Raw genomic sequence first — 16,869 nt, 5'->3', positions numbered from 1 at the left:
CATAACCACACAGCGCCAACCCCATCCCGGCTCCGCTGCGCTACGCCGGGATGCTGCCGCGCGTCTGGACACGGTCATTTTCGGATTAGGTGGTGCCGCTTCTCTGAATGGGGGCGGCGCCGCTCCCTATGGGTGGCGGTTGCAGGTCGCCGATCCCGGTGTCGAGGAGTTCGTCAGCCATTCGGAGAGCTACCACGACGCTCTCCTGCGGCGAGACGCCCACGGGCAGGTGCTTCCGCGCTAGTTGAACCCGAAGGGCGGTCCCCCGCGGTCCGCTGATGACCTCGATTGAGCCGTGCGCCTCGTCGGGCCGGCACGCTTCAAGTCCGAGATCGCGCCAGCGAACGAGTCGCCTCACCAATGGGGCCGGTTGCCCGATCACCGTGAGCAGGTTGAGGTCGGTCGCGTCGTTCAGGGCACGATGCACGCTCTCCGTCAGCCCGGGTCCGGCCGCGTCGCCGCCACGCAGGCCCTCCCTAGCGAGGAGCGCGCTCGCGTGGACGGCGACCCGCAGAGGTGGCGGTGCGGCCTCGAAGGCCGAGGTCACCCTGGTGTTGAGGTCGGTGGGGCGGAACCCGCTTTGGCTGAGAATCCCGTCAACGGAGAACCCTCCGCGGTAGCCCAGCCGGCCGCGCAGGGCCTCGCCCGTCCACCGGGTCAGCTCTATCAGGGCAGGCTGTTGGGCCACGGGCATGGGTGCGGCGCCCGCGCAGAGGAAGGTCCCGTCGGCGGGCCTGCGCGGTACCAGAAGCTCCAGTGGGGTGAACGCGACGGTCGACTCGACGAGAACCAAGCCGTGCAGGCGGCAGGGCACACCAGGGATCATCGGCATGACTCGGATCCGCCGTCGCCCTGCCGACTCCGCCCGCGGACTGGGCATGCCCGCCCTCGACCATCGGATGTCCCCACCGCCGGCCGAGGGCTCGGCCCCGCACGTCTGCCTCGCGGTGACGATTTCGGTCCCAGGCGGGAGGACAGGCTGCCAATGCGATGCTGGCTCGTCGTACACCACTGATTCCGCGCGTGGCAGGCCGATGGAGTCCCACAGCACATCCACCACGCTCTTGTGTTCGAAGAGGCTCCAACTCGGGTGCTTGGCGCCGATGCGGGGCCGGCTGCCTGTAGCCAGCGGCTCCAGAGGGTCGGTGACGAAAAGCGCCGCTCGCCTGTCGGGATCGAAACGATCTACGAGTGCGCTCAGCGGCGAGTCCGTCGCGAGGGTGGCGAGGAGAGCGTGCCGGTCCGCGAGCAGTTGGGCTGCGCTGCGGGTGCCGGGCGGGCTGGGCAAGGCGGCAAGGAGAGTGCCATCGAAGGCCAGGACCAGGACGTCGGCCGCGCCCGCAGCCGACAGCAGATTTCGCCAGTGAGGCTCGTCCGCGCTGTGGGAGCAGAAGACCACCGCCCTCTTACCGGCTACCTTTGGCCGGATCGCGGTGGCTAGCGCTTCGAGGAGATCCTCATCTCGCATGGCGCCACCGTCGCTGGCTCACCGGATCCAGTCCTCGCAGGACGAGGTTGGCTGGAGTTCGATGTAGGAGCTCGAAGCGATCAGCTCCGAGAGAGCGGATGATCCGCTCCTCAGTGCGATCAGGGTCTCGGGAGTCGTACTCGATGATGACGATCCCAGGGCGGTGCTCGGCCGGGTCGAAGGACGACCAGACGTCCAGCTCTGTGCCTTCGACATCGATGTTCAGGAGGTCTATCCGCTCGATTCCGAGGTCGTGGAGCAGGTCTCCGAGCCGGAGGCAGGGAGCGGTGCCCACGGTGTAGCCGTGGCCCCGGTCACCCAGGCCGGACCAGGAGGGCTTGGCGTCGTACTGGCTGAAGGTCTGCTCGCCGGCGGTGTTCGAGATGGCGCAATGGCGGACCACGCAGTGGCGTCTGGCCAGGGGCGCGCGGTTCCGCGGATCAGGATCGACGCACAACCCCGTCCATCCCCGCCTCTCGAAGTAGAGGGTGTTGCTACCCCGTACTCCGTCGCCTGCCCCGATATCGACGAAGACTCCCTGCGCCGGTACGGCCAGATGTTCGACGAGCCAACGGTCCTCACCCCACTGACCGAAGTACGGGTGCGGTTGGGTGTATGGCGGGTCGAAGGCGCGGTTCGGAGACTGAGAGGCACCGCCGGTCGCTCGGTCCGGCGGATCCGCTGCGGCGGTCATGAGCCGCTCGCCGAGTAGCCGAGAACCAGCAGTCGCCGCGGTCTGTCGGTGCTGTTCGGCCCGCTGGCGTGCACGAGCGCGGCATCCCAGGCCAGCAGCGATCCGGCTGACGCCTCCAGCGTCACCGCCTGATCGTCAGGCGCGTCATCGTCCGGGACGACCGGCCCCTGGTTTGGTGTCGGTTCGTGTCGCACAGGACGTCGGTGAGTACCGGGCCAGACCCGCAGCGCTCCTGCGGCTGCGGGGCAGTCGTCGAGACACAGCGCCATCGTGATCACCCGGCCGTAGCCGCGCGCCGCGAAGTACGAGGCATCGGAGTGTTTGCGGACGTCCTCGCCGAGAACCGGCAGGTCGGCCCAAGCGGCGGGATCGGCGAGTGCCGCCTTGTAGGTGACCTTGTCCTCCATCAATGTCGCCTTGGCGCCGAGCATCGACGAGGCGAGGAACCCAAGATCTTCGCTTGCCGCTATGCCCGCGAAGCCCGGTGCGAGATCGACGACAGGCTTGATCTTGAAGACATACGGTCGACCATCCGGCAGGCGCCACCAGGTGAGGCGAGGATGCGCCGTCCGCAGGGACAGACTCTGGCCGATGATCTGCTCGAATGCCAGGTCGGCGGCGGCGCGCAGATGGGACAACGTCTCGCGCTCCAGGAATCCCTCGATGGCGAGGTAGCCATCCTGGCGGAAGCGGTCCCGGAGGTCTTCGCCGGTCACTCGCATCATTGGACCCCCTTCCGGGCGCACGGCACGAGGAAGTCACCCGTCGGCTTCGTCCAGCCGCTCGGCAGTCGATTCGCAGGGATGGTCACCTTCATTACGCTCCAGTCCGCGAAGAAGCGGTCCAGCACGTCGGCGCGCGACTTGGGCAACTGTGTGCCGCTGTGGAAGAAGCTGAAGCGGCCTCCGGGCCGCAGGACGCGGATCGCTACCCGTTCCACGAAGCTGGCGAAATCGGCGTCGGCCTGCCCATCGGGCGGCCAGGTGTCGTACATAATCGCGTCGATGCTCTCCGGCTCAAGATCGAGCACCTGCCATGGTTCGACGACAACCACGACGGGACAGGGCAGGTGCTCGCGGACTCTCGGTGCGACCAAGTCCACGACCGCCGGATGGGGTTCGACGGCGGTGTACCTAGCGGGTCGCAGCGGCGCGATCTGCTGGGCGAAGACGCCCAAGCCGAGGCCGATCTCCAGCACATGGGCTTCGTGTTGACCTCCGAGCAGGGCGGCGGCGTGCTCGGCCATCAGGGCGGACTCGGCGAAGAACATCACGTACGTGTCTCCGAGGCGGAGGCCCTCATCGTCGATCATGACCCGGCGTGCACACAGCTCGCGGAGATGACGGAGATGAACCTCGTCCAACGTCGCCGGCATCAGACGTCCTCCTGCGCGCGGAAGCGGCTCACCGGGTCGGTCCTCAGGAACTGCTGGATGTATTCCGGCGCCGTCCGCATCGTTGCCCGGGCGAGTGCCTCGCCAGCGACCCCGATAGGTGCCTCTGATCGGATGAGCACATACGCCGGATCGTCGAGCTGGTCACCGTTACGGGCCGCGATGACGACCTCGGCATACGTTCCGAGGTCCGTCATAATGCGTCGCGCCAGTTCGTCGGCCACCGCCGTGTAGATCTTGCCTACGTGGTGAAGCGGGTTCTTGCCCGCGGGCGCCTCGCCGCTCGCCGGGCGCAGGGGCTCGATCGCCCCGTTGTATCGGTTCCCGCGCCCGACCGCGCCGCAGTCTCCCTTGCCGAGCGAGGTGCCGAAGGGGGCGAGATAGCCACGGCCGGGCACGTCCTTGGTGTTCAGCGACAGCCGCGCGCCGACGGCGATCGGCGTCTCGTCGAGCACCCGCTTGAGCTCACCCTCGATCTCGTCCCGGGTGGCGTCCAGCGCCGTCCGATACTCCGACCACGCGTGAACGTTCGCGGGATGGAAGGGTACCGCGGCGGTCACGTCCAGTTGGCCACGGTCGCGCACCACCATGACCTTGACGTCTGTGCCGGTCTGATAGCGAGTACGGAAGGCAGAGCTGGTCAACAGCGTCTCCAGCTGGACCGCCGTCTGCGCCGCGAGGCCACGGAGGCTCGTCCCCGCGCACATGACGGTGTCGTTGGCGACGGACTCACTGGCGAGCACCTGATTGATCGCGGCGGCCATCCGGGGTTCGTAGAAGTCCCTGTGGTGGTCGGTCCCGGTGCCGGCGGTGTTGTTGACATGGATGCGGAGATGCCGGAGGACCGCTGGGTCGTCCAGGGTGCTGACGAGAACAGCGCGGACCGTGTCGTCGAACAGTTGAGCGACACCCACATCCTTGCCGTCGATCCGCTCAGTCACCTTGCCGAAAAGGTAGCAGTCGACCGGCTTGCGGATGTCGTACCCACCGAAGCGGACGTCGGCGGCCGCGCCCACCAGCGTGACCTTGTCGACCCAGTGGTTAGGCACCGCACCGAAGCGCTCCTGGCAGCTTGCGGAGTAACGGCGGGAGAAACTGTCGGCGACCAGGTCCGCCAGGCTGTCGGGGTGGCCGATGCCCTTGCGTTCCGCGACGTCGAACGGTGCCTGATCGGGGTGGACCGCCCCGAGGCTGGTGATGACCTGCATGGCGCTTTCTCCTCTCATGAACGGGGCGGGCTAGCGGCGGATACCGGCTTTGGCGGATCGACGAGGTACGCCATGCACTGCGACAGGACCAGGACCCGCTTCGCCGGGCACGGCGCCGGTACGGAGTCGGGCCGGAATGTGCCGTTGTAGAGGTTGCCGTAGCTGGTCGGCACGGAAGCGCACCGCCGGACCTCGCCGGTGACGGTCACCTTGAACGAGGTCATTCCCGCCGTGCAGGGCTGGCCGCGAAAGGCGAGCATCCCGTCGAGGTACGGCCGGTTGAAGGTGTACTCGCCGGAGTTCTCGAGGATCAGCGCACGCTCCGCGTCGGTGTACGCCTCCGGGTACCGACGCCCTTCGTAGACGCCCTTGAACACCTTGGCCCGCAACGGATCCACTCCAAGAGCCGCCAGCGACGCCAAGTCGTCGCGGAGTCGGGGGAGCAGCGGCGGAAAGAGCACGTACAGCGCCACCACGTCGAAGCCGGCCCCACGCAGGATTCGGAATGACTCGGCGTACTCCGTCATTGGCAAACCGAGGCGGTCACGCTCCGGCACGTGCAGGGCTGCCACGATCTTCGCCACCCGCGTCGGGTCGACCTCGTTGGCGAAGCGGGTGACTAGCTCGGGCGAAGCCAGGTTGGTGTTGATGCTGATCCAGTTGCGGCGGGTCAGCCCGGCGCAGAGTTCCACGAAGCCGGGATACAGGAACGGCTCCCCGCCCGACATGTGTACGAGACTCGTGCGGCCGACGTCCTCGAAGCGCCGAACCACCAGGTCGGCGTCGGGCTCGTTCAGGTGCTTCTTGTTCAACACGTAACGGATCTGCGGATGGCAGTACTCGCAGAAGAAGTTGCAGCGGTTCGTCAGATGCCAGTCGAACTCCCACTCCCACGCCTGCGTTCCGCAAGATCACGTTGCTCTGGCGGCATGGAATCGAGGGGTGAGCTGGGCAAACAGGGCTTGGCCCGGTGACATGGCGTGTCACTAGGCGGTGGTGTTGGTGCTGGTCAGGCGGTTGCGGGTGTGGCGTCGAGGACGCGTGGCGGTTCGGTGATCTTCAGCTTGGCCAGCAGGGCCTTCTGGGGCTGGGACAGTTCGGTGCGTTGGCTGAATGTGCCGGCAGGGCCGGTGAACACGCCGAGATGGATGCGCTCCGCTTCGGTGCGGATCTTGGTCCAGGTGTGGCCGGTGGTGGTCTCGGCGACGCGGATGAGCAGCAGCGCGAGCCAGCAGAGCAGGATGTGGGCGCGGATGCGGTCTTCGCGGCGGTGGTAGACCGGTCGCAGGTCCAGGGTGGTCTTCATGTCACGCCAGCCGCGTTCGACCTCGAGTAGTTGCTTGTAGCCCAGGGCGATGTCCTCGGCCGACAGCTTCGGGTCGGAGCAGCGCAGCAGGTACTTGCCGTCCAGACGCTGCTCGGCCTTGACGGCGGCGGCGTCGATGCGCAGCAGCCCGCCGGGGGTGACGCGCAGGTAGCGGTTGAGGCCGGGCTTGGTGGAGATCACCCCGCGCAGCTCGGCGCGCTTGGTGTCGCTCAGCGTGTCCGAACCGTCGATGGTGTCGGTGAGCTGGGCGATCAGGCGTTGGCGCACGGCGGCATCTCGTTCGGCGGCTTCGGGGTTGAAGCAGATGACGAACCGGTCGTCGGTACCGATGTTGACTTCTTTGACCTGCAGGTTGTCGGCGACAGTGGCGTAGCGGCCCTGCCGGGCCAGGGCGGCGTCGGCCTCGGCGGTGCCTGAACGGAGCTTCTCGCCGAGGATGTAGTTCCCGCCGCCCTGCTGCAGGAACCTTCTGTTCTCGGCGGAGGCGAAGCCGCGGTCGGCGACCCACACGATGCGGGCGAGGCTCCAGTCGCGCATGTCGGTCTTGACCTGGCGGATCAGCGCCGAGTCGCTGGTGTTGCCCGGCCAGCACCACACCCGCACGGGGATGCCGGTGCGGGTGACGGCCATGCCGACCACGACCTGGGGCAGGTCGTCGCGGTGGTCCTTGCTCTTGCCGTGGGTGCGAAACCCGGCCTGCTTGACCGCCGCCGGGTCGCCTTCGGCCACGACCTTGCCCTTGTCGTCACGCCAGAGCAGTTCATCGGCCTCGTCCAACTCGAAGTACGTCGAGGTCGTATCGAAGAAAAGAAGATCCACTTCAAGGTTCAGCAGGTCGGCGATGTGGTCGTAGACCGCCCGGGTCAGCGCGGGCTCGACGCCGATCAGCTCGTCCATCGCCCGATAGCAGGCATCATCGGTGAGCGTGTCGAGGCCCGGCACCGCCACGTCGTGGCAGACCCACTGCGCGGCGGCCAGCTTGCTCGACGGCGCCAGGGCACGGTTGGCCACCAGCGCGAACAGCACTCGCTCCACATCGGCTTCCCGCCAGCGGGTATCCACCAACCCGTTAATGATCTTGTCGATGCCCAGCTGCTGCCACAGCCCGTCCAGCAGCCACACCCCGCCCAGCGGTCGCGACTCCACAAACGACAGCCCCGCCGGCGCCGTCGCGGCCAGGGCGTCGGCCGGCTCTAGCAGCCGCGACAACGCATCCACCAGCCGCCGCACCCCGGCCACGTCGAGCTGGTCCTCGCGGCCGAACGAGTACAACACCCGCGTCTTGGACGCCTTGGCCACCGGATCCCACTCGTTGTGGGCCAGCTGCAGGTAGCGGATCGTCTGCCCATCGCGGGTGCGGCGCGTGGACACCTTCACATACACGCGCCAGACCGTACACCGACTATGCGACCACCGGAAGATCTCCAGCTAGCTAAGGTTATCCACAGACAGGCGTGTCACTAGGGGATTTCGCCGCTTCCACCAGGCCACGATCCCGTGACCTGCAACTTCATCGCCGCGAACCGACTATATCGGCGTGATCTTGCGGAACGCAGGCCACGGTGCCGGTTCCGATGTCATCGCTGACACACGCACGGTCCACCTCCTCACGTCTGGCGCCAAACCAATTTGACGGACGCCGATGTCAAGCTTGGCGTGGAAGGTGCCGACCGGGACACCTCACGGTGGGGTCTCACGCTGGCCCCTCACCGTGGGCTGTCCCGCCCGCCGTGATCACGTAATCGTTGACTGGTCCCGTGCTGCTGAGGTGCAAGACGGATCACCTGAGCGCCGGGACCTGCTGGCGTGTGAATTGCGGGAGGCCATCCTCCGCAAGCGCCCTAACCAGTGCCGCTGCAGGAGGAGGCGTCGAATATGAGCAGAACGACTTGACCCGGTACGGACATGGCTGGTCGGCCATCGACCGGCCTGCGCCTACGCCGCCAACCCTCACCCGCCCTGCATGGAACTTGGCGCGCGCAACTGCGCTCTCGTCTTGGATCGAGCCCCGGAATGAATAGCACCCAGTACGCGTGGGCCTTTGAGGTAGTCCAGCGACGCCTACGCAGTGCTCGACGTCCTCAAGGAACTCAAGAAACTCGCCCTAATACAAGTTCCGACCAAGGAAGGCCAGCAGCGGTGATTCCCACACCCCCTGGCGCAGACGACGGCCGCCCGACAATGCACCTGCACCTCGAGCCCATGCATGCCAGGCACCGGCAGGCGCGGGGAACTGGCCCGGACCGGCCGGCGCTCCTGGCTGACGAGTTTTTCCTCATCTCTCACGACGATCAGAGCGGCCGGCCTCGTCTGCACCAGAGCGCGGTCACTCACGGGCTGGCGGCGGCGCTGCTCGGTGAGCTGGCTGCCGCCGGGCGGATCACCTTCGATCGGGGGCACCTCTACGTGCTTGACCATCGGCCGCCGGCCGACCCGCTGCAACATCTCATCCTGGACCGGCTGATCGGCGAATCGCAGCACACCGCTACGCGCACGTGGCTGTCGTACCTCGCGGCGACTGCTCATGATGAGGTCGCGCGGCGGTTGTGGCAGGCCGGCAAGGTCGAACCGCAGCAGCAACGGAAACTCCTGCGCGCGGTCACGGTGCACGTCCCGACGAACATGAACGTCGCCGCCTGGTCATGGGCCCGCCTGTCAACGAAGCTGCGCCAGTACGAGGACCTGGACGCATTCGACCTCGCTTTGGCCGGCATCGCCGCGTCCTGCCACTTGGACCAGTTCATCCTCGACGGTGCCCCCTACGCGGTCGGCGCGCACTTGCGGCGCCTGCTGGCAGCCGCCCCGCAGCCGATGCGTGAACTCCTCGCCGATCTCGACACCGCGATTGGTCACACCGTTCTGAGCCACCGCACCTGAGCGCAGCTGCGGCGCACCACCCCACCGTTCACCTTCAACTCCTTGAGAGGGGCAGCTTCCTCATGCCCAGGAACCACCCTGACACCGTGTCCGCGGTGCTGGCCCGCGGCCGGCTCGGCATCCCCGCCGTGGTGTTCTTCGTCGTCGCGGCCGCCGCACCGTTGACAGCCGTCGCCGGCGGCGCAACGACCGGCTACGCCGTGACCGGCGTGCTCGGCATCCCGCTTGCCTATCTGGTGGTCGCCGGGGTGCTGGCCTTGTTCGCCGTCGGCTACGTGGCCATGTCCCGCCGGATTGTCAACGCCGGCGCGTTCTACACCTACGTCGCCTGCGGCCTCGGCAGGCCGGCCGGGGTCGCCGCGGCGATCGTCGCCCTGGTCGCTTACAACACGATGCAGATCGGCCTGTACGGCGTGTTCGGCGCGGTCCTGTCCGGGTTCCTCAACGACCGGTACGGCATGAACACCACCTGGTGGCTGTGCGCCTTCCTGGCATGCGCGTTGATCGCCGTGTTCGGTCTGCTGCGTATCGACCTCAACGGCAAGGTCCTCGCCGTGCTGCTGGTCGCCGAGTGCGCGATCGCGGTGGTCTACGACGCGGTCATGGTCAGCCACCCGGCGGAAGGAGTCATCCGCTTCGACACGCTGGCCCCGAGCCACCTGATCGGGGCGGGCGTCGGCGCGGCCCTCGTGACAGGCATCGCCGGGTTCGTTGGCTTCGAGGGGACCACGGTGTTCGCCGAAGAGACGAAGGACCCCAAGCGCACGGTGCCCCGCGCCACCTACATCGCCGTGGCAGTCACCGGCCTGCTCTACGGCGTGTCGGCGTGGGCGATGTCGGTGGCCACCGGCCCGGACAAGATCGTCGACGCGGCCCGCAGCGACGGCACGGACCTCATCTTCAACCTGGTGTCCCCGCACCTGGCCGCCAGCGTGGTCACCACCGGCCGGTGGCTGTTCATCACCTCACTGTTCGCCGCCCTGCTGTCCTTCCATCACACGGTGGCCCGGTACGCGTTCGCCCTCGGCCGCGAACGGGTGCTTCCGAGCGTGCTCGGGCGGACCAGCCGGCGCACCGGCGCGCCGAAGGCCGGCTCGATCCTCCAAACCGCCCTCGCCGCAGCCGTGCTCACCGGCTATGTGCTCGCCGGCGCCGACCCGATCGTGCACCTGTTCTTCTGGCTCACCTCCACCGGCGCGCTCGGCGTGCTGATCCTGATGACAGCCACCTCCGTCGCCGTGGTCCGCTACTTCACCCGCATCGCCCACCACGACGGCCTATGGCGCACCACCGCAGCGCCGTTGCTGTCCGCCCTGGCCCTCGGCGCGATCCTCGTCGTCACCGTCGAGCAGTTCGACACTCTCCTCGGGGTCGAGCCGACCTCCCCGCTGCGGTGGATGTTCCCCGCCAGCTACGCCCTCGCCGCGGCGATCGGGCTGGCCTGGGCGCTCACACTGCGCGCCGTCCGACCCGACATCTACCAGACGATCGGCCTCGGCGTCGACAGCGCGACAGCCTCGCTGCGCACCCCCGACCCCGTCCGCCAACCCGCCTGAGGAGCCACAGCATGCCCACGACCCGCACCGATCTCACCATCCGGCAAGCCACAACCGACGATGTACCGGTGCTGCTGCCCGTGCTCGCGCAGGCCTTCTCCACCGGCACCGTCGCCGAATGGGCGGTCCCGGAGCCCGCCGACCGGCTGGAGGTGTTCACCGGCTACTTCCGGCTCATGCTCGCCCTCGGCCTGCGCCACGGCAGAGTCGACACCACCCACGACCTGTCCGGGGCGGCGATCTGGTACCGGCACGACGAAACACCACCGCCTTACGCCGACCACGTGTACGAGCTGGAGAAAGCCACCGGCCAGTACGCGCCAAAGTTCCTACTACTCGGTGCGATGTTCGAGGCCAGGCACCCCCGTCTACCGCACGCCTACCTCGCCTACCTCGGCGTCGCCCCCGCCGTGCAGAACCGAGGCATCGGGTCGGCGCTGCTCACCCACGCCCACAAGGCCCTAGACCGGGAGAACATGCCGGCGTACCTGGAGGCCAGCGACCCCCGCAACCGCGACCTGTACGCCCGCCACGGCTACCAGGCAGGACAACCGATGCAACCCACATCGGACGGGCCACTGTTCTGGCCGATGTGGCGCGGCCAGGTCAACGGCGGCGTCCGCTCGTCGTTCCCGCCTCTCAATCCGTACTACCGGCGGCCGCGGTGACCGCCGCCATGACCACCCCCGTACGCCGGGCGCGCCCGGCCGACGTTCCCGCAATCACCGCGCTGCTGGCCGACGCGCTGTCCCGGGACCCAGTCGCACACTGGCTGGTGCCGGACGCCGACCACCGGCCGGACGTCCTGCACCGGCTCCTCGCCGTCGACGTCGACCACGCCATCGAAACCGGCCACGTCGACGTGACGGGGGACTGGTCCGCGGTCGCGGTATGGCGGCACCACGACCTCAACGCCCAGCAATGGGCCCTCGGCGACTACCACCTCACGACGTTCGCAGGCCGGTCGGCTCCCCGCTTCAGCGAGCTGAACACCGCCATCCGCAGCTACCGGCCCAACGCCCCACACCACTGGCTGTCCTGGCTGGCCGTGCAACCCGACTACGGCTGGCACGTCGCCAGTGACCTACTGCGCGCCCACCACCAGGTCATAGATGAGACCGGCGACCCGGCGTACGCCGTCGTCACCACCGACGGCGCCCGACACCTGCTGCGCGCGAACGGCTACCGGGAGGACCTGCCGCTGCACCTGCCCAGCGGGCCACGCCTGTGGCCCCTGCGCCGCAGCGGCCGGTCCACCCCGCGCAACCCGTAACCCACCCCGGGCGTCGTGGCCGCCCCAACGACGCGGCAGCCACGACGCCGGCCAGCAGGCAACCCTCACCGCGATCACCAGACACCCGAGCACGGAAGCCCTCATGCCCCGCACCCCGATCAGTCTGATCTGCACCGACGCCATCACCCGCGTCGGCCTGGTCAGCCAGCTGCGCCCCCGCCCTGAGGTGCTGCTGCTCGACGACGCCGAGGCCGACCAGGCCGAGGTGACGCTTGTCGTCTGCGACAGCGTCAACGAGCCAACCCTGCGAACCCTCCGCGCGCTGCGCCGCCGGAGGACGGTCCCCGCACTCGTACTGGTGGTGACCCACGTCGACGACGCCGGGCTGGTCACCGCAGCCGAACACGGTGTCGCCGGGATCGTCCGCCGCTGCGACGCCGACGCGGACCGCCTCGTCACGGTCATCCGCGCCGCCGCAGCAGGCGACGGCAGCCTCCCACCAGACCTGCTCGGCCGACTACTCCAACAAGTCGGAGCACTGCACCGAGACGTGCTCACGCCACGCGGCCTGACCGTCACCGGACTACGCGACCGCGAGATCGAGATACTGCGGCTCCTCGCCGACGGCTTCGACACCGCCGACATCGCCACCAAACTCTCCTACTCCCCACGAACGATCAAGAACACCCTCCACGACATAACCAACCGCTTCCACCTCCGCAACCGCTGCCACGCCGTGGCATACGCCCTGCGCAACGGCCTCATCTGACACCAGCACGACCCACCCGCAGACCTCCGCGCAACGACTTGCCCGCCACTGCTCAACCGAACACCGGGGCCGCGTCGGCCTCGTGTCCGAGGGGTACGCGTGGGCGTCGAGGCGACCGGCCGGGGTGGTCAACGTCGAACGGTTCAAGATGAGCCGTTCATTCGCCGCCACGAGGTTGACCGTGGACTACACGTTCGACGGCATGCGGCACCGGGAGTGGTTTTCCAGCGAACTCGATGACAGGCATTCAACGTCGGGGAGGTACTCGTCGCGATCATGATCTCATCATGCTCTTCAGAAGGTGTTCCCGGCGCAAGTAGGTGGGCGGGACGCCGGACCGCTGCCCCAGCCAGGGGCGGGGCGGCAGTTTCACAGGGAGGGAGTGTCTCGCTGATGATGATTCCGGCGATCTTGCTCTGTGCCCCGGCTTGGCGCTCTAGAACGGCTCTGTTGAGGCAGGCAGGGAGGCACACGGCCCGCTGGATGATGCTCGCGCCGGCGCGCCGGCTTGGCTGGACTGCCCGCGACGGCCTGAGATTTGGAAAGCTGCCCTGTCAGAAATCGAGGGAGCCTTTTGTCCGATTGGGTCTTTGCTGGGTGGTGCCCACCTCACTAGCTTGGTTGGGGTCCGGTGGTGTCACCGCTGGCCTCTGTATTGACAGCCGGCACCTGATTGGGGTGGCTCGTGGAGGACGGGGCGATCATTCCCTCTCGAGACGACGAGATGGTGCGGTCGGTCGGCCGCAGGCTCATCGACGTAGGGCTCGGTCAGGGCGGCTCGCTGCTAGCCCTTGGCGGGCGGGCATGGACGCAGCAAACCGTGCGGGAGCTTTTCCGCGCCTACAACGAGCGCCCGGACGAGGGCTCGGATGCGTTCCTGGTCAAGTTGCGACGGCAGCTCGACGACGCCTCCGATGAGGTCAAGCTGTTGGCTGCGGAGTTGTTGACCCTGCAGGCGCTCCCGCTGAGCAACCTCACTCCGGTGACCAAGCGCAGACGTGTCGAGGCCGTGCTGGCCTGGATGCGTACACCTCCGGCCGTCCCGGAGCCAGTCCTGGCCGCTTTTCAGCAGAAGACCTGGAACGGGGGGACCGGCGCCCACACGATGTTGTGGAAGTGGCTGGCCGACGCCGTCGAATTTCTCCTGGCCTGGTGGGCGCTACCCGAGCAACGGCGCGCTCGCGCTCTGAGCGACCCCTGGGTGTGGCAGGAGGTTGTGTACGAGAAGAAGCTGATGCCCTCGTTGCGGGAGGCGCTGCTCTACCTCGCGTTCCCCACGCAGTTCTTGCCAATCGTCAACGTGGCCCACAAGCGGGCGATCCGCGACGCGTTCGCTCCGGGTGCCGCAGTGGCGCCGACGCAAGACCTCAACAGAGACCTGTTCCACATCACCACGCAGGTGCAGAAGCAGGTCGGTGGGCAGCGAGTCGATTTCTACCGGCCGCCGTTTGCGAGTCAGTGGAAGCCGCCACCGCAGGGCCGGCGTGCCTGGCTCGTCCGGTCCCGGGCGAGTGAAGATGTGCTCGACCAGTGGAAGAGCGACCAGGTCGTTTCGCTCGTGGCCACCCGCATCGGCCAGCTGCCGGTGGGATCAGAGCGATCCGCCGTGCGGTCAGCTGTGGATGCCGGGTTCGGGCATGTGGACTACGCCGGGCGGCTCGTGCTCGCCACGGAATACCACGCGTTCCTGTCGCTGATGAACGTCGAGGACATCGTGGCGACAGTGGTCAACGACGAGCTGCACCTCGGTGTGATCGATGGCGAACCGGACTACGTGTTCGACGGAGACGAGTTGCTGCTGGTCAGACCGGTGCAGTGGGTGGCGATTGGCCCGGTCCCGGTGGACACCCTCCCAGCGCCCCTTCCGGCGGAGCTGGATCAACAGGGTGTTGTCGTTGACCTGACCGGTGCGTTGGAGGCGCTCACGGGTCTGATCGAGGAGGTCGTAGAGCCTGCCGGCCACGAAACGGAGGGCAACAGTCGTAGCAGGCAGGCCCCGCACGCTGTGCCTGCGTTGCCGCCGGCTACCGGCGACCTCGCCGATCGCCTGAACCTGCCTCAAGACTGGTTGCAGAAGCTGCTCGATCTGTGGCAAGAGCGGTCCCAAGTCGTCCTGTTCGGCCCACCCGGCACGGGAAAGACGTTTATCGCTCAGGCGGTGGCCCGACACATTGCAGAACGGGACGCGATTCGTCTGGTCCAGTTCCATCCCTCGTACGCCTACGAGGACTTCTTCGAAGGCTTCCGACCCGTTGAGGGCGCGGACGGCGCAGCGGTGGGCTTCGCCAAGGTTCCCGGACCGCTTCGGGAGATCGCCGCAGCGGCGAAGGAGAATCCAAGCAAGCCGCACGTCTTGGTCATCGACGAGATCAACCGCGCCAACCTCGCGAAGGTCTTCGGAGAGCTGTACTTCCTCCTGGAGTACCGGCAGGCCACCGTCCGCCTTCAGTACTCGCCGGCGGAGGCGTTCAACCTGCCACCAAACGTCTTGCTCATCGGCACGATGAACACCGCGGATCGGTCGATCGCGCTGGTCGATGCCGCGATCCGCCGCCGCTTCGCGTTTGTCGAGCTGCACCCGGACGAGGAACCGGTCTCGTCGGTGCTGCATGTGTGGCTGAAGAAGCAGGGCAAGGCCGATGACGAACGTCCCGCTCTGCTGGGCGCCCTCAACGCGGCGATCGGGGCCGCCGACCACGACTTCAAGATCGGCCCTTCCTACTTCATGCGCCCCACCGCCGGGCATGTCGAGGGCCTGACACGGATTTGGGACCACGACCTGCTGCCACTCCTCGAGGAGCACTATGCGGGACGCCTGTCACGCGCAGCGGTCCGCAGCCGGTTCGGGCTGTCAGCGATCCGCACGGCCATCGCTACACAAGCTTTCCCTAATGGGCGGGTAGTCGACGACACCGACGCTGCGCGCGTCACCGTGCCAGCCCAAAACGCTGACATCGCCGCGAGCCTGGGGTGAACACCAGCGCCACACCGGGTTCCATCGTCCTCACCGAGGTTGGATCCAAGGCGGTCGTGCTGGCACTGGACGACCACCAGGTCGCCGCGCTGCGTGCCGCGGACCTCGTTACCGTGAGCCCTGCCGTCGACGGCCGATGGAAGATCAAAGCTGGCCGAAAGGTCGGGGCAATCCGTGTCGGCAATCTCGAGGTCGAAGTGACGCCGAAGGTCGGCCTTGCCAACCTGCTTTTCTTCCTCGGCTACGCGGCCAACCCCGGATTCCGGCCGGAAGACGTGGCCGGCGTCCCCACCGCCGGGCTGTGGCCGGCCCTGGCCACATCGCTGATTCGTCATACCCGTCGCGCACTCGCCTCCGGTCCGCTGCACGGGTATGCCACCGTCGAGGACGCCCTGCCGCTCGTGCGCGGACGAATCCGGTTCGGCGACCACGCGGCCGCACGCCCCGGCGTGCAGTTACCGATCGAGGTGCGCTATGACGACTACAGCAACGACATCCCGGAGAACCGTCTCCTGCGCACGGCCGTACAACGCATGCTGACCGTTCCGCGGCTACGCGAGGCCGATCAGAGCGATCTGATCGAGCTGGATGCCCGCCTGGCCGGGGTGCGCGTGCTACCGCAAGGAGCTCCGCTGCCCGTGTGGCGTCCGAGCCGGCTCAACGCCCGATACGCCCCGGCGCTGCGCCTCAGCGAGCTGATTCTGCGGCACTGCTCCGCCGACCCCGGTGCCGGCCGCTATGCCATCGCAGCCTTCGTCGTCAACATGGAGAAGGTCTTCGAAGCGTTCATCGGCGTGGCCCTACGCGAGGCGCTGTCTAGCTACGGTGGCCACACGGAGACACCTGGCAAATGGCCGCTCGACGTAGGGCAGAGCATCCGAATCGAACCGGATGTTCTGCACCTCGTCGACGGACGACCGGTGGCCGTCTTCGACGCCAAGTACAAGATCGAGCCACGGGCGGCGAAGCCGACCAACCCCGATGTCTACCAAATGCTCGCCTACTGCACCGCGCTGAACCTACGCAGCGGTTGGATCCTCTACGCCCAGGGCACAGAACCTCCCACAACATGGCGCATCCGCAACACCGACACCACCATCGGCTACCGACCACTCAACCTGCGCCAACCGCCTGAGCAACTCCTGAATGACGTGAACCTTCTCGCCGGCCTCGCCATGCACGAAGCAGCTGTACCGCTTCAACACCCCGCCTGAGATGGCTCAGTCATGGAGGCTGTTCAAAGTTAGGCGGGGTTGAGGTGTCCGCGGTGGCGGCGGGTGGTTGCGGTGCGGGTGCGTAATCGCTGGTTTTCGGGGTTGCGGAAGCCGTAGGCGTCGCGGGCGACGGTCTTGATGACCCGGTTTGTTCC

The 16,869-nt window shown here is 67.6% G+C and carries 14 protein-coding genes; 7 read left to right on the top strand and 7 right to left on the bottom strand.

Annotated features, from left to right (window positions below):
- Window positions 1-85 precede the first annotated feature (85 nt).
- From AB0I11_RS32820 to AB0I11_RS32790, 7 genes are all read right to left on the bottom strand, one after another.
- Complete coding sequence (locus tag AB0I11_RS32820) at window positions 86-1,468, bottom strand: hypothetical protein (protein ID WP_357329557.1); 1,383 nt, start codon at window positions 1,466-1,468, stop codon at window positions 86-88.
- The gene (locus AB0I11_RS32815; protein ID WP_357329555.1) at window positions 1,458-2,162 is read right to left on the bottom strand and encodes an FkbM family methyltransferase; all 705 of its coding nucleotides are present in this window, start codon (window positions 2,160-2,162) and stop codon (window positions 1,458-1,460) included. Before AB0I11_RS32815 ends, AB0I11_RS32820 begins: the two co-directional genes overlap by 11 nt.
- On the bottom strand, window positions 2,159-2,878 hold the full coding sequence (locus AB0I11_RS32810) for a phytanoyl-CoA dioxygenase family protein (RefSeq protein ID WP_357329553.1): 720 nt from the start codon (window positions 2,876-2,878) through the stop codon (window positions 2,159-2,161). The genes AB0I11_RS32815 and AB0I11_RS32810 overlap by 4 nt, the downstream gene beginning before the upstream one ends.
- 5 nt (window positions 2,879-2,883) lie before the next feature.
- The gene (locus tag AB0I11_RS32805) at window positions 2,884-3,537 is read right to left on the bottom strand and encodes a methyltransferase domain-containing protein (protein ID WP_357329551.1); all 654 of its coding nucleotides are present in this window, start codon (window positions 3,535-3,537) and stop codon (window positions 2,884-2,886) included.
- The gene (locus AB0I11_RS32800; protein ID WP_357329549.1) at window positions 3,537-4,763 is read right to left on the bottom strand and encodes a methionine adenosyltransferase; all 1,227 of its coding nucleotides are present in this window, start codon (window positions 4,761-4,763) and stop codon (window positions 3,537-3,539) included. The genes AB0I11_RS32805 and AB0I11_RS32800 overlap by 1 nt, the downstream gene beginning before the upstream one ends.
- Window positions 4,764-4,777: 14 nt before the next feature.
- Window positions 4,778-5,632 carry a radical SAM protein gene (locus AB0I11_RS32795; protein ID WP_357329559.1) on the bottom strand — a complete coding sequence of 285 codons (855 nt, stop codon included), beginning with the start codon at window positions 5,630-5,632 and terminating at the stop codon, window positions 4,778-4,780.
- 140 nt (window positions 5,633-5,772) lie between these two features.
- On the bottom strand, window positions 5,773-7,473 hold the full coding sequence (locus tag AB0I11_RS32790) for an IS1634 family transposase (RefSeq protein ID WP_357329547.1): 1,701 nt from the start codon (window positions 7,471-7,473) through the stop codon (window positions 5,773-5,775).
- Window positions 7,474-8,271: 798 nt separating this feature from the next.
- Between AB0I11_RS32790 and AB0I11_RS32785 the strand changes: the two genes are divergently transcribed.
- The 7 genes from AB0I11_RS32785 (at window position 8,272) to AB0I11_RS32755 (ending at window position 16,714) form a co-directional block, all read left to right on the top strand.
- A complete protein-coding gene (locus tag AB0I11_RS32785; RefSeq protein WP_357329545.1) occupies window positions 8,272-8,967 on the top strand; it encodes a GPP34 family phosphoprotein in 696 nt (231 codons plus the stop codon).
- 62 nt (window positions 8,968-9,029) lie between these two features.
- Window positions 9,030-10,523 carry an APC family permease gene (locus tag AB0I11_RS32780; protein ID WP_357329543.1) on the top strand — a complete coding sequence of 498 codons (1,494 nt, stop codon included), beginning with the start codon at window positions 9,030-9,032 and terminating at the stop codon, window positions 10,521-10,523.
- A gap of 11 nt (window positions 10,524-10,534) precedes the next feature.
- Window positions 10,535-11,191 carry a GNAT family N-acetyltransferase gene (locus tag AB0I11_RS32775; RefSeq protein WP_357329541.1) on the top strand — a complete coding sequence of 219 codons (657 nt, stop codon included), beginning with the start codon at window positions 10,535-10,537 and terminating at the stop codon, window positions 11,189-11,191.
- Entirely contained in the window at window positions 11,188-11,796 is a 609-nt protein-coding gene (locus tag AB0I11_RS32770) for a hypothetical protein (protein WP_357329539.1), read from the top strand. The genes AB0I11_RS32775 and AB0I11_RS32770 overlap by 4 nt, the downstream gene beginning before the upstream one ends.
- Window positions 11,797-11,899: 103 nt before the next feature.
- Window positions 11,900-12,526, top strand: a complete 627-nt coding sequence (locus AB0I11_RS32765; RefSeq protein ID WP_357329537.1) for a response regulator transcription factor — start codon at window positions 11,900-11,902, stop codon at window positions 12,524-12,526.
- 685 nt (window positions 12,527-13,211) lie between these two features.
- Window positions 13,212-15,500 (top strand): AAA family ATPase, encoded by a 2,289-nt coding sequence (locus tag AB0I11_RS32760; RefSeq protein WP_357329535.1) that lies wholly within the window; start codon window positions 13,212-13,214, stop codon window positions 15,498-15,500.
- On the top strand, window positions 15,497-16,714 hold the full coding sequence (locus AB0I11_RS32755; RefSeq protein ID WP_357329533.1) for a restriction endonuclease: 1,218 nt from the start codon (window positions 15,497-15,499) through the stop codon (window positions 16,712-16,714). Before AB0I11_RS32760 ends, AB0I11_RS32755 begins: the two co-directional genes overlap by 4 nt.
- Window positions 16,715-16,869 lie beyond the last annotated feature (155 nt).

Source organism: Micromonospora sp. NPDC050495 (assembly GCF_040655175.1).
GTDB lineage: Bacteria > Actinomycetota > Actinomycetes > Mycobacteriales > Micromonosporaceae > Micromonospora.
This window is presented reverse-complemented; position numbering and strand designations above follow the sequence as displayed.